Origin of the sequence: Pseudoflavonifractor capillosus (assembly GCF_016899775.1) — a bacterium.
Lineage (GTDB): Bacteria > Bacillota > Clostridia > Oscillospirales > Oscillospiraceae > Lawsonibacter.
This window is the reverse complement of sequence record NZ_JACJJE010000004.1, coordinates 1-12,779: the sequence shown is the minus strand read 5'-3', so window position 1 is coordinate 12,779 and position 12,779 is coordinate 1. Positions and strand designations below refer to the sequence as shown.

Annotated in this window: 10 protein-coding genes; 1 reads left to right on the top strand and 9 read right to left on the bottom strand. The window is 63.0% G+C overall.

Annotated features, from left to right (window positions below):
* Position 1: 1 nt before the first annotated feature.
* The 9 genes from H6B31_RS02025 to H6B31_RS01985 all read right to left on the bottom strand — a co-directional run bounded on the left by H6B31_RS02025 (position 2) and on the right by H6B31_RS01985 (position 10,994).
* Positions 2-847: a transketolase gene (locus tag H6B31_RS02025; protein WP_204896975.1), complete on the bottom strand. Its 846-nt coding sequence runs from the start codon at positions 845-847 to the stop codon at positions 2-4.
* A 23-nt stretch (positions 848-870) separates the two neighbouring features.
* Positions 871-1,917 carry an aldose epimerase family protein gene (locus H6B31_RS02020; RefSeq protein ID WP_204896974.1) on the bottom strand — a complete coding sequence of 349 codons (1,047 nt, stop codon included), beginning with the start codon at positions 1,915-1,917 and terminating at the stop codon, positions 871-873.
* Between the two features lie 18 nt (positions 1,918-1,935).
* On the bottom strand, positions 1,936-2,634 hold the full coding sequence (gene araD, locus H6B31_RS02015) for an L-ribulose-5-phosphate 4-epimerase (RefSeq protein ID WP_275959831.1): 699 nt from the start codon (positions 2,632-2,634) through the stop codon (positions 1,936-1,938).
* 81 nt (positions 2,635-2,715) lie between these two features.
* The gene (gene araA, locus H6B31_RS02010) at positions 2,716-4,197 is read right to left on the bottom strand and encodes an L-arabinose isomerase (RefSeq protein ID WP_204896973.1); all 1,482 of its coding nucleotides are present in this window, start codon (positions 4,195-4,197) and stop codon (positions 2,716-2,718) included.
* A 341-nt stretch (positions 4,198-4,538) separates the two neighbouring features.
* Positions 4,539-6,128, bottom strand: coding sequence for a xylulokinase (locus tag H6B31_RS02005; protein WP_204896972.1), 1,590 nt, complete (start codon positions 6,126-6,128; stop codon positions 4,539-4,541).
* 14 nt (positions 6,129-6,142) lie between these two features.
* Entirely contained in the window at positions 6,143-7,189 is a 1,047-nt protein-coding gene (locus tag H6B31_RS02000) for an ABC transporter permease subunit (protein ID WP_204896971.1), read from the bottom strand.
* A complete protein-coding gene (locus H6B31_RS01995; RefSeq protein ID WP_430691858.1) occupies positions 7,186-8,268 on the bottom strand; it encodes an ABC transporter permease in 1,083 nt (360 codons plus the stop codon). The genes H6B31_RS02000 and H6B31_RS01995 overlap by 4 nt, the downstream gene beginning before the upstream one ends.
* On the bottom strand, positions 8,255-9,784 hold the full coding sequence (locus H6B31_RS01990) for a sugar ABC transporter ATP-binding protein (RefSeq protein ID WP_204896969.1): 1,530 nt from the start codon (positions 9,782-9,784) through the stop codon (positions 8,255-8,257). The genes H6B31_RS01995 and H6B31_RS01990 overlap by 14 nt, the downstream gene beginning before the upstream one ends.
* 121 nt (positions 9,785-9,905) lie before the next feature.
* The gene (locus H6B31_RS01985) at positions 9,906-10,994 is read right to left on the bottom strand and encodes an ABC transporter substrate-binding protein (protein WP_204896968.1); all 1,089 of its coding nucleotides are present in this window, start codon (positions 10,992-10,994) and stop codon (positions 9,906-9,908) included.
* Positions 10,995-11,544: 550 nt separating this feature from the next.
* Between H6B31_RS01985 and H6B31_RS01980 the strand changes: the two genes are divergently transcribed.
* Positions 11,545-12,615 carry a GntR family transcriptional regulator gene (locus H6B31_RS01980; protein WP_204896967.1) on the top strand — a complete coding sequence of 357 codons (1,071 nt, stop codon included), beginning with the start codon at positions 11,545-11,547 and terminating at the stop codon, positions 12,613-12,615.
* Positions 12,616-12,779: the final 164 nt, after the last annotated feature.

The window sequence follows — 12,779 nt, the reverse complement described above, 5'->3', positions numbered from 1 at the left end:
CTTACATCGCCTCCACTTCCGCCAGCTGAGCGGTGAGCTCATCCATGGCGATCTTGTATTCCTCGTCGTTGGGGGCCTTGCCGTGCCAGCCCGCCTGGTTCTCCATGTAGCTGACGCCCTTGCCCTTGGTGGTCTTCATCACGATGGCAAAGGGCACGCCCTTGGTCTCTCTCGCCTGGGCGAAGGCGGCCTCGATCTGGTCAAAGTCGTGGCCGTCGATCTCCTTCACCGCAAAGCCGAAGGCCTTCAGCTTGTCGGGGATGGGGTAGGGGCTCATCACCTTGTCCACAGGGCCGTCGATCTGCAGGCCGTTGTTGTCGATGATGACGCACAGGTTGTCCAGCTTGTAGTGGTGGGCGAACATAAAGGCCTCCCACACCTGGCCCTCCTGGATCTCGCCGTCGCCCAGAAGGGTGTACACCCGGCAGCTCTTGCCCTGGTACTTGGCGGCCAGAGCCATGCCGGCGGCGGCGGAGACGCCCTGGCCCAGAGAGCCGGTGGACATGTCTACGCCGGGGGTCAGGTTCATGTTGGGGTGGCCCTGGAGGTGGCTGCCGATCTGGCGCAGGGTGAGCAGGTCCTCCTCCGGGAAGAAGCCCCGCTGGGCCAGCGCGGCGTACAGGCCGGGGGCGGTGTGGCCCTTGGACAGGACAAAGCGGTCCCGGTCCTCCCACTTGGGGTTCTTGGGGTCCACATTCAGCTCCTTGCAGTACAGGTAGGTGAACAGGTCGGCGGCGGACAGGCTGCCGCCGGGGTGGCCCGCCTTGGCGGCGTGGGTCCCCTTGATGACCCCCATCCGGACCTTACAGGCGGTGGCCATCAGCTGCTTTTTTTCTTCTTTGGTCATGTTTTGTATTCCTCCTCTCCGAATCACTCCGCGGCGAAGCGGTACTCGGTGGTCTGCCGGTACTCCGCTCCCGCCGGGAGCACGGTGCTTGGGAAATTGGGGTGGTGGGGCGAATCGGGGTAGTGCTGGGTCTCCAGGCAGAAGCCCCACCGCTTGGCGTAGGGCGCCCCGCCCTTGCCGGCGGGACAGCCGTCCAGATAGTTGCCCGAGTAGAACTGCACCCCGGGCTGGGTGGTCCAGGTCTCCATGACGACGCCCGTCTCTTTGCTCCAGGCCCGGGCCGCCAGACGGAGAGAGCCGTCCGAACCGTCGATGCACCAGTTGTGGTCATAGCCCCCGGCCATGGTGAGCTGAGGGAAGTCCTCGTCCACCCGCTGTCCGATGGGCAGGCCCTGGCGTAAATCCATGGGGGTGCCCTCTACCGGGGCGAGCTCCCCGGTGGGGATAGAGCCGGGGACCGTGGGGGTGTAGCGCGAGGCCGCCAGCTGGATGTACTGTCCCGTCACCGGGCCGCTCTGGTGGCCCGACAGATTGAAGTAGGTGTGATTGGTCAGGTTGCACAGGGTGTCCCGGTCGCACTTGGCCCGGTAGCCGATGGTCAGCCCGGCCTCCGTCAGAGTGTAGGTCACCTGGACGGACAGGTTGCCGGGGTAGCCCTCCTGGCCGTCGGGGCTCTGGAGGGACAGGGTGAGGCGGTCCTCCGCCTGCTCCTCCACCGTCCACACCTGCTTGTCAAAGCCCCCGGGGCCGCCGTGGAGGTGATTCTCTCCGTCGTTGGCCGCCAGGGGATACTCCGTCCCGTTCAGGGAGAAGGAGGCCCCGCCGATGCGGTTGCCGTACCGGCCGATGAGGGCGCCGATGTACTTGTCCTGCTTCCGGTAGTCCTCCAGGGTGTCAAAGCCCAGCACCACGTCCACCGGATTTCCGTCCCGGCCGGGGACAACCAGGGACTGGACCGCCCCGCCGTAGGTGAGGATGCGGCAGGAGAGCTTCCCCTTTTCCAGGGTGACGGCCTCCACCGCCGTCCCGTCCGGCATGGTCCCGAAGAGGACCCGCTTCTGCTGTTCCATGTTCCGCGCTCCTTCCAATCAGCCCTGGCCGTAGTAGGCCCCGGGGCCGTGCTTGCGCAGGTAGTGCTTATCCAGCAGCTCCTGCTGCATGGGGGGCAGGCCGGGGGTGAGGGCCATGGCGTGGAAGGCCATGAACGCTACTTCCTCCAGCACCACCGCGTTGTGCACCGCGTTGTGGGGGTCGGTGCCCCAGGCGAAGGGGCCGTGGCTGTGCACCAGCACCGCGGGCACCTGGGCCGGGTCGATCTTCCGGGACTGGAAGGTCTCGATGATCACGTTGCCGGTCTCCAGCTCGTACTTGCCGGCGATCTCCTCCGGGGTCATCTTCCGGGTGCAGGGGATCTCCCCATAGAAGTAGTCCCCCTGGGTGGTGCCGAAGGCGGGAATCCCCTTGCCCGCCTGGGCGAAGGAGGTGGCCCAGCGGCTGTGGGTGTGGACGACCCCGCCCAGCTCCGGGAAGGTCTTGTACAAAATCAGGTGGGTGTCGGTGTCGCTGGAGGGCTTATACTTGCCCTCCACCCGCTCGCCGGTCTCCAGGCTGACCACCACCATGTCCTCGGGCTTCATATCGTCGTACTCCACGCCGGAGGGCTTAATGACCATCAGGCCCTTCTCCCGGTCCACGCCGGACACGTTGCCCCAGGTAAAGGTCACCATCCCGTACTTGGGAAGCAGCAGGTTCGCTTCGCAGACCTCTCGTTTCAGTTCTTCCAACATGATCCGCAATCACTCCTTATCCAATGCTCCAAGGCAAAGCCGCCGGGGAGGGGCTGCCCTCCCCGGCGGCCTCTCTCCATTTTACAGGTTTTTCAGCTTCCAGGCAATATCATTATAGAACAATTCTTTCTTAAAGTCCGCCAGCTTGGTGTCCTTGGTGATATGGACGCACTCGATCTGCATCATCTCGCACCAGTCCTCCATCATCTCGGCGGTGAGGGCGGTGGACAGCACCGTGTGGTGGGCGCCGCCGGCCTCGATCCAGCACTTGACGCCGGTGAGCAGGTCGGGGGCGGGCTTCCACATCACCCGGGCCACGGGCAGGTTGGGCATCTCCAGGATGGGCTTGATGACCTCAATGTCCTGGATGATCATGCGCAGGCGGCCGCCCATGTCGATGAGGGAGACCACGATGCCGGGGCCCTCCTTGCCCTCGAACACCAGACGGGCGGGGGGCTGGCGGTCGCCGATGCCCAGGGGGTGGACCTCGATGCGGGGCTTTTCCGCCGCGATGGAGGGGCACACCTCCAGCATGTGGGCCCCCAGAGAGACCTCCTGGCCGGGCTCCAGATCATAGGTGTAGTCCTCCATGAACAGGGTGCCGCCCTCCAGGCCCTGGGCCATCTGCTTCATGATGGCGGTCATGCCGGCCACCTTCCAGTCGCCCTCGCCGCCGTAGCCGATGCCGTCGGCCATCATGTTCTGGCTGGCCAGGCCGGGGAGCTGCTCCATGCCGTACAGGTCCTGGAAGTTGTTGATGAAGGCCTGAGCCCCCTCCCGCTCCAGGATCTTCCGCATGGCCACCTCTTCCTTGGCCTGATAGCGTACGGTGTCCAGATCGTCGGTGGCGAAGTCATAGCGGTCCTTGTACTGCGCCATCTGCGCGTCGATCTCCGCCTCGGTAACGGCGTCCATGGTCTCCACCAGATGGCCCACCGGCCAGTAGTCCACCTGCCAGCCCAGCTTGATCTGGGTCTCCACCTTGTCGCCCTCGGTGACGGCCACGTCCCGCATGTTGTCGCCGAAGCGGACGATCCGCAGTTTATGGGAGAAGGCATAGCCCACCGCCGCCCGCATCCAGGCGGCCAGCTCGTCCTGCACCGGCTTGTCCTGCCAGTAGCCGGCGATGACCTTCCGGGGCAGACGCATCCGGGCCCCGATGAAGCCGTGCTCCCGGTCGCCGTGGGCGGCCTGGTTCAGGTTCATGAAGTCCATGTCGATCTCCTCGTTGGGGATCTTCCGGTTGTACTGGGTGGCCAAATGGCAGTAGGGCTTTTGCAGCAGGCCGAAGCCGTGAATCCACATCTTGCTGGGGGAGAAGGTGTGGCACCAGGTGATGACGCCGTAGCAGTTCTCGTCGTAGTTGGCGTCCTTCATCACCTGGGTGATCTCCGCGTCGGTCTTGACGGTGGCCTTGTACACCACCTTGCAGGGCAGGTTTCCGCTCTTGTTCAGAGTGTCCGCCATCTCGGCGGCCCGCTGGGCCACGGTCTCCAGCACCTCGGGGCCGTACAGGAACTGGCTGCCTACCACAAACCAGAATTCGCAATTTTTCATATCCATGGGAAATGACCTCCAAATTTTGTTGATTCGAAAAAGTGGCAAAGCCACTTTTTCGAATGGAGCTGCACGAAATTTTGGCCTCGATTTCTTGCGAAATTGTCGGCCAAAATTTCGCGAGAGGTATCATTTCCGAGGCGCAGAAGGTGAATTGGCCGAAGGCCAAGAGAAGCCACCCTGGGGTGTGTCCTCGGAAATGATGAAATTTCATTTTATTCCGCCGTCTGCCTGCGCCCGCAGGCGCGTTTCGGAGCGCAACCGCCGCATTGCGGCGGCTCTTAGCGCGGAGATGACGGCGGAACTCCTTGCAGGAGGGCTTTTAAATACGCCCCGTTCCGGGGGTGTTATCCCAAGTTGTCCACGGCGGAGCGCTCGATGGCCAGCCCCTTGCGGTAGCGGGCCATGAAGGCCTCGAAGCCGTCCGCGTCGGCCTGCTCCGGGGCCAGGGTGGACACCTGGGCGCCGGCGAACACCTTGTTCGCCAGGTAGTCCTCCAGGGACTCGCCCTCCCCGCGGTTCACCCGGTAGGCGGCCAGCAGGGCCATGCCCCAGGGGCCGCCCTCGCCGGCGGTCTCCATGACGGACACCGGGGCCCCCGCCGCCGCGGCCAGGATGCTCTGGCCCACCTTGGGGGTCTTGAAGAAGCCGCCGTGGCCCAGCAGCCGGTCCACCGCCACCTGCTCCCCCGCCAGGATGTCCAGGCCGATCTTCAGGGTGGCCAGGGCGGACAGGAGCTGGGCGCGCATCAGGTTGGGGAAGCTGAGCTCCCCCTCCGGGGCGCGGCACAGGAGGGGACGTCCCTCCTCCATGCCGGTGATGGGCTCGCCGGACAGGTAGTTGTACAGCAGCAGGCCGCCGCCGTCCGCCGCCCCCTTGGCGGCGGATTCAAACATGGCGGTGAACACCGCGTTCATATCGGGCTTCTGGCCCAGGGCCTCCAGGAAGCCCTTGAAAACCTTGGCCCAGGCGTTGATCTCGTTGGTGCAGTTGTTGCAGTGGACCATAGCCACCGGCTTGCCGGTGGGGGTGGTCACCATGTCGATCTCCGGATAGACCTTGCTGAGGGCCTTCTCCAGCACGATCATGGCAAACACAGAGGTGCCGGCGGACACGTTGCCGGTGCGGGGGGCCACCGCGTTGGTGGCCGCCATGCCGGTGCCCGCGTCCCCCTCGGGAGGGGCCACCGGGCAGCCGGGCTCCAGGGCCCCAGCGGGGTCCAGGAGCTTGGCCCCCTCGGGGGTGAGGGAGCCCGCGTCCGCCCCGGCGGGGAGCACCTTGGGCAGGATGTCCCGCAGCTTCCAGGGATAACCCCTGTCCGCCACCAGGGCGTCAAAGGAGTCCACCATGGCCTGGTCGTAGTCGCAGGAGTCGCTGTCAATGGGGAACATGCCGCTGGCCTCCCCCACGCCCAGAGCCTTCACGCCGGTGAGCTTGTAGTGGACGTAGCCCGCCAGGGTGGTGAGGTAGACGATGTCCTTCACGTGCTCCTCCCCGTTGAGGATGGCCTGGTACAGGTGGGCGATGGACCACCGCTGGGGGATGTTGAAGCCGAAGCGGCCGGTCAGCTCCTCCGCCGCCTGGGCGGTCATGGTGTTGCGCCAGGTGCGGAAGGGGGCGAGCAGCTCCCCGTTTCCGTCCAGGGGCAGGTAGCCGTGCATCATGGCGGAGAAGCCCATGGCGGCCACCTTGGTCAGTTTGACTCCGTACTTCTCCGCCACGTCGGCACACAGGCTGGCATAGGCGTCCTGGAGACCCGCCCACACGTCGTCCATGTGGTAGGTCCACACGCCGTTCTCATACCGGTTCTCCCAGCCGTGGTCGCCCGAGGCGATGGGGGCGTGGTCCGGCCCGATGAGGACCGCCTTGATCCGGGTGGAGCCCAGCTCGATGCCCAGGACGGCCTGGCCGGAGGTGATAATTTCCTTGCGTTCCATAAAAATCTGTCTCCTTACTTATTCCGTTCCTTGATCTTGGCAAAGATGCTCTGGAGGACGATAAAGAAGCACAGCAGAGCGGCGGTGAGCACGTTGGGCCAGGACGAGGCCAGCTTGCCGTTGAACTGCACAATGGAGGCGATGGTGCCGTTGATGAGCACGCCGAACAGGGTGCCGATCACGTTGCCCACGCCGCCGGTGAGCAGGGTGCCGCCGATGACCGAGGAGGCGATGGCGTCCATCTCCAGGCCGGTGGCCTGATTCACGCTGGCGGACATGGTGTTCATGCAGTAGCAGATGCCGCCGATGGAGCACAGGAAGGAGGAGAGCACATAGGCCTTCATCTTGGTGGCCTTCACGTTCAGGCCCATCATGGCCGCCGACTGCTCGCTGCCGCCCACGGCGTACAGGGCCCGGCCGAACTTGGTGTAGCGGAGCATCAGGAAGATGACCACCAGCACCGCCAGGGCGATGACCACGCCGATGCCCACATAGGGCATGATCAGCTTGCCGGCCCGGTTGATGGTGCCGCCGAAGGGCAGGTAGATGCGGAAGTTGGCCATGTCATAGAAGGTCTGGTCCGCCTCGGCGGTGATGGACAGCTGCTCGGTGGAGATGACCGCCGTCATGCCTCGGGCAAAGAACATGCCCGCCATGCTGACGATAAAGGGCTGGATCTCCAGATAGCCCACGCAAAAGCCCTGCACCAGGCCAAAGACGATGCCGATGGCCAGCACCAGCAGGATGATGGTGGGGGCGCTGGCCCAGCCCCAGTTGTTCAGGCCGTAGGCAATGATCATACAGTCCATAGCGATGAGGGAGCCCACGGAGATGTCGATGCCGCCGGTGAGCATGACGCAGGTCATGCCGCAGGCCACGCAGATCAGGCCCGCGTTGCTGCGCAGCACGTTCAAAAAGGTCTGGACCGTGGTAAAGCCCTTGCCGGCGTAGGCCACGCAGCCCGCCGCATACAGAACGAAAAACAGTACGATGGTGATGACCAGCAGAGTGGTGTTGCTGTTCATCTGCTTGCGCTCTTTCAGCGCGTTTGCCGGTTTCATACGCCCACCGCCCCCTTTACTTCTTTCTCCGCCTGCCGCTTGGCGGACAGCTTTTTAAAGAACGCCTTCACCGGAGGCGCCTGGACCGCCACGATGACAATGACGATGACCGCCTTGAACACCGGGTTGACGGCGCTGGACACGCCCAGGTTGTACATGGTGGTGGTGATGGCCTGGATGGTGTAGGCGCCGATGATGGAGCCCGCCAGGTTGAACTTGCCGCCGGCCAGGCTGTTGCCGCCCAGGGCCACCGCCAGGATGGCGTCCAGCTCGAAGTTCAGGCCGATGTTGTTGGTGTCGGCGCTGGTGATGCGGGAGGAGGCCACCACGCCGGCGATGCCGGCGCACAGGCCGCACAGCACATAGCACAGGAAGATGATCTTCTGGGAGTTCAGGCCGGCGATGCGGCTGGCCTTCTTATTGATGCCCACGGACTGGATGTACAGGCCCAGGGCGCTCTTTTTCAGCACGATGGTGACCACGGCAATGCACACCGCCGCGATGATCAGGGGGGTGGGCACGGGGCCGATGTAGCCGCCGAACATGGCAAAGGCGTCGTTGCGCACATAGACGATCAGGTTGTTGCACACCAGCAGGCCGATGGCACGGGCGGCCGTCCACAGAATCAGGGTGGCAACCATGGGCTGGATGTTCAGATAGGCCACCAGGGCGCCGTTGAAGGCGCCGCAGACGCAGCCCACCACCAGGGCGGCCAGCACGCCCACGATCAGGGGGACGGCCAGCTCGGTGGCCTGGGGGGCCGCCGCGCCCGCCAGCAGGGTGCAGCACACGCCGGCGCTCAGGGCCATGACGGAGCCCACGGAGATGTCGGTACCGGCGGAGGAGGAGACCACCAGGGTCATGCCGATGGCCAGGATGGCCACCTCGCTGCCGCGGTTCAGGATGTTCACCAGACGGCCGCTGAGCAGCTCGTTCTGGATTCCGATTTTGAAGAACTCATAAAAATCCCGGCCCTGGGACACGTCGTAGATCATGTTGACACACAGCACCAGGATCATGCAGAAAATGGGCAGGAACAGCTGCTGCTGGGTGAGTTTCTTTAGCTTACTCATGTTCATGTTCACTCGCACCTCCCGCAATGGCGGCCATGACCCGCTCCTGGGTCAGCTCGCCGTCCAGCTCGCCCACCTTGGCGCCGTCCCGGAGGACCGCCATCCGGTTGCAGGTCCGGAGCATCTCCTCAATCTCGGAGGAGATGAACATGATGCTCTTTCCCTCGCCGGCCAGCTGGATAATCAGCTTTTGAATTTCGGTCTTGGTCCCGATGTCGATGCCCCGGGTGGGCTCGTCCAGGATCAGGAAGTTGGGGTCGGTGGCCAGCCACCGGGCCAGGATGGCCTTCTGCTGGTTGCCGCCGGAGAGCTGCTTGATGGGGGTCTCCCGGCTGGCGGTCTTGATCTGGAGCAGGTCGATGTACCGGTCGGCGATCTCCTCCTGCTTGGCACGGGACAGCTGGTTGAAGGTGCCCCGCTTGGCCTGGAGGGCCAGGATGATGTTCTCCCGCACGGACAGGTCGCCGATGATGCCCTCCGCCTTCCGGTCGTCGGGCAGCAGGCCCATGCCCAGATTCATGGCGTCGATGGGCTGGTTGATCTTGACCTCCTTGCCCTTCACCTTCAGGGTGCCGGTCTGGGCCTTGTCGGCGCCGTAGATGGACCGGGCCAGCTCGCTGCGGCCGGAGCCCAGCAGGCCGGTGAGGCCGATGACCTCGCCCTTGTGGATGTCCAGGTCGAAGGGTTTTATCGTGCCCTTGTGGCTCAGGCCCCGGGCGGAGATCTCCAGGGGGGCCTCCTTGTCGTAGGTGAAGCCCTCGGGCTTGATGGAGGCCAGGTCGTCGAAGTCCTTGCCCATCATGGCGGCCACCAGCTTCACCCGGGGCAGCTCGGCCACCGGGTACTCGCCCACCAGGGTGCCGTTGCGCAGCACGGTGATCCGGTCGCACACGGCGTACACCTGCTCCAGGAAGTGGGTGACGAACACGATGCCCACCCCCTGCTCCTTCAGCTGGAGCATCATCTTAAAGAGCTTCTCCACCTCGCTGTCGTCCAGGGAGGAGGTGGGCTCGTCCAGAATCAGGGCCTTACAATCCATGTCCACCGCCCGGGCGATGGCGATCATCTGCTGAAGGGCCAGGGAGTAGTTCTCCAGGTTCTGGGTCACGTCCACCTTGATGTCCAGCCGCTTGCACAGCTCGTCCGCCTTCTTGTTCATGGTCCGGCGGTCGATGGTGTGGAAGGGGGTCATGGGCTCCCGGCCGATGTACAGGTTTTCCGCCACGCTCAGGTTGGGGCACAGGTTGACCTCCTGATACACGGTGGAGATGCCCACCTTCTGGGCATCCAGGGTGGAGTGGTTCTTGACGGCCCCCTCCACACCGGCCACCCGGATCTCGCCGGCCTCAAAGTCGTTGATGCCGGTGAGGCACTTGATCAGGGTGGATTTTCCGGCGCCGTTCTCCCCCATGAGGGCGTGAATCTCCCCCTTGCGCAGGGTGAAGTCCACATTGTCCAGCGCCTTGACGCCGGGGAAGGTCATGCAGATTCCCCGCATCGTCAATACAATGTTGTCTTCCATCTCGCGTCACCTCTGTTAAAATTCGGAAATTCAGAATGAAATAGGGAGGACCCCACGTTGAATTGTATGGGGTCCTCCCTCTGGGGTCCTATAAAGGCCTCCTCACAGCAACTGGGAGGAATTAGTAGGGACGGGCGTCCAGGACCTCCTGGGTCACATGGATGATGGGCATCTCAGTGCCGTCCACCGTGATGCTGGACACGTTGTCCTCAGCGGCGAACCAGGACTCGTCCATGTAGATCTCCTTCTCAGGAGTCTCGCCGGCCTCCAGCTGCTGGATGACTTCCTCCACGAAGGGAGCGGCCATGGGGTTGCACTCGAAGGTGGCGTTCATGTTGCCCTCCAGAACGTGCTGCACAGCGGGCTTGTTGGAGTCGAAGGAGACGATGATCACGTCGCCGTCCACGCCGTAGCTCACGCCGGCGGCGTCCATGGCGGTCATAGCGCCGTAGGCCTCGTTATCGTTCTGGCAGATGACCACGTTGAACTGGCCCTCATAGCTCTGGCAGTAGGACTCCATGACTTCCTGGCCGCCGGCCTCGGTGAAGTCGCCGTTCTGGCTGTCCAGGATGGTCCAGCCCTCACGGTCCGCGACCTCCTTGAAGCCCTCGGTACGGCCGATGGTGGCGGAGGCGCCGGTGGAGCCCTCGATGACCAGGGCGTTGATCTCGGTGATGCCCTTGGCCTCGGCGTAGGCCTTCAGCCACTCGCCGCAGGCGAGACCCTCGGTCTTAAAGTCGGAGCCCACCCAGGTCACATACTTGTCGGAGTCGTCGATGGTACGGTCGATGACGATGACGGGGATGCCGGCGTCCTCACACTCGGTCAGCACGGCGTCCCAGCCGGTGGAGACGATAGGGTCGATGATGATGTAGTCCACGCCCTGCTGAATGAAGCCGCGGACGGCCTCCAGCTGGGTGGCGGAGTCGTTGTCACAGTCGATGAAGCTCAGCTGATAGCCGTTCTCCTCGCTGAACACGTCCTGAGCGGACTGGGTGGAGGCGGTGCGCCAGTCGGACTCGTGGCCCACCTGAGCGAAGCCCACGGTGATCAGGTCGCCGCTGGAACCGGAGCCGGAGGTGGAGGCGTCCGCACCGGAGCCGGAGGCGGCGCCGGAGCCGGAAGTGGAAGAACCGGTGTTGCCGCCGCAGGCAGCCAGGGAGAGAGCCATCGTCAGGCCCAGGGTCAGGGCAAGAACTTTCTTTTTCATTCTGAATCGCTCCTTTTTCGATTTTCCAGGATTAAGCCCGAACCGGATTCGCTCGCATGTTGTATTGCAGGTTGTCCGGACTTCTTGACCGAAGTATACTCCCAGAACCCCCCCGCTGTCAACAATTTGTTCGTATAATTTGTGTTTTCATCCGAACAAACAATACAAATCGTGTCAAAACCGCCGTCAAAAAACAGTACAATTTTGTAAATTCTCTTTTTTCGTTCTATTTTTCCATTGAAAGTACGATTTTTGTTTACTTTTTCCCCGCATTTTTCTTGCAATTTTAGTTAATAGTTTGTTAAAAACTCTTTGTAAAAATGGACAAGTTCGAAATTCCGACGGATTATTCTCCGGCACATTTGACAAATAGCACAAAAAATTAGAAGAAAATGTGAGGGCCTCCTGGGTAATCCTCTCACCGCCCAGGGGCCTCTCTCTCCGGGGCCGGAGATTTCTCTCCAGACAAATCTGAAAATTGTATTGAAAAGAGCAGGCAAATATGCTATGCTGGGTTTAATTGAAAGCCACGACTGGAGGGACTTGTCCCATGGCACCCAAATATCAGATGGTGGCGGACTCGCTCCGGACCGATATTCTGGACGGAGTCTACCAAAAGCGTATGCTTCTGCCCACCGAACAGCTCCTGTGCCAGCAGTTTCAGGTCAGCCGCCAGACCGTGCGGCAGGCCCTGGCCCTGCTGGTCTCGGAGGGGCTGATTGAGCGCCGGCAGGGCAGCGGCTCCCACATCCGGGACCGGTCCAAGCCGGCCCCCATGCCCCACCGCTCGATCGCGGTCATCACCACCTACATCAGCGACTACATCTTCCCCAGCATTTTGCGAGAGGTGGAAAACGTCCTCTCCGACCACAACAGCGCCCCCCTGCTCTTTGCCACCCAGAACCAGGTGTCCAACGAGCGGAAGGTGCTCAATACCCTTCTGGACCTGACCTCCCTGGACGGGGTGCTGGTGGAGGGGACCAAGACCGGCCTGCCCAACCCCAACCTGGACCTGTACCGCCGGCTCATCGACCGTGGGGTCCCCCTTGTCTTTATGAACGGCAACTACCCCGAGCTCACCGACAGCCTCTCGGTGCTGGACGACAACGCCACAGGCGGCCGGATGCTGGTGGACTATCTCCACCAGAAGGGCCACCAGCGCATCGCGGGCATCTTCAAAAACGACGACATCCAGGGCCACCAGCGCTACGCCGGCTATGCCGACGCCCTGCGCACCCTGGGCCTCCCCTTCGAGGACCAGCAGGTCTTCTGGTACAGCACGGAGGCCAAGGAGTCCCTGTTTTTGGACGGAACGGGGGTCAAGTACCTGGAGCAGATCCTCCCCGGCTATACGGCGGTGGTGTGCTACAACGACGAGATCGCCAGCCGTCTGGTGGCCCAGCTGGTGAAGCGGGGAATCTCCATCCCGGAGGATATGGCCGTGGTCAGCTTTGACAACAGCCAGTACAGCGAGATGACCACCCCCCGCATCACCTCCCTGTCCCACGGCACCCACAACGTGGGCCGGATGGCGGCCGAGCTTCTGATGCACCTGTTTGAAGGGGTCCCCTGCCAGTCCCAGGTGGCCCCCTGGACGCTGGTCCAGAAGGAGAGCAGCTGAACATGGCAGATGACAAACCGGGAGGCGGCTAAAAGCCGCCTCCCGGAGACTGTCGAAAAAGTGGCAGAGCCACTTTTTCGAGTGGAGCTGCACGAAATTTTGGCCTCGATTTCTTGCGAAATTGTCGGCCAAAATTTCGCGAGAGGTATCATTTCCGAGGCGCA

Excerpts from the sequence above, each read along its gene's own strand:
- H6B31_RS02025 (WP_204896975.1), bottom strand. The coding sequence starts at position 847 with ATGACCAAAGAAGAAAAAAAGCAGCTGATGGCCACCGCCTGTAAGGTC.
- H6B31_RS02020 (WP_204896974.1), bottom strand. The coding sequence starts at position 1,917 with ATGGAACAGCAGAAGCGGGTCCTCTTCGGGACCATGCCGGACGGGACG.
- araD (WP_275959831.1), bottom strand. The coding sequence starts at position 2,634 with ATGTTGGAAGAACTGAAACGAGAGGTCTGCGAAGCGAACCTGCTGCTT.
- araA (WP_204896973.1), bottom strand. The coding sequence starts at position 4,197 with ATGGATATGAAAAATTGCGAATTCTGGTTTGTGGTAGGCAGCCAGTTC.
- H6B31_RS02005 (WP_204896972.1), bottom strand. The coding sequence starts at position 6,128 with ATGGAACGCAAGGAAATTATCACCTCCGGCCAGGCCGTCCTGGGCATC.
- H6B31_RS02000 (WP_204896971.1), bottom strand. The coding sequence starts at position 7,189 with ATGAAACCGGCAAACGCGCTGAAAGAGCGCAAGCAGATGAACAGCAAC.
- H6B31_RS01995 (WP_430691858.1), bottom strand. The coding sequence starts at position 8,268 with ATGAACATGAGTAAGCTAAAGAAACTCACCCAGCAGCAGCTGTTCCTG.
- H6B31_RS01990 (WP_204896969.1), bottom strand. The coding sequence starts at position 9,784 with ATGGAAGACAACATTGTATTGACGATGCGGGGAATCTGCATGACCTTC.
- H6B31_RS01985 (WP_204896968.1), bottom strand. The coding sequence starts at position 10,994 with ATGAAAAAGAAAGTTCTTGCCCTGACCCTGGGCCTGACGATGGCTCTC.
- H6B31_RS01980 (WP_204896967.1), top strand. The coding sequence starts at position 11,545 with ATGGCACCCAAATATCAGATGGTGGCGGACTCGCTCCGGACCGATATT.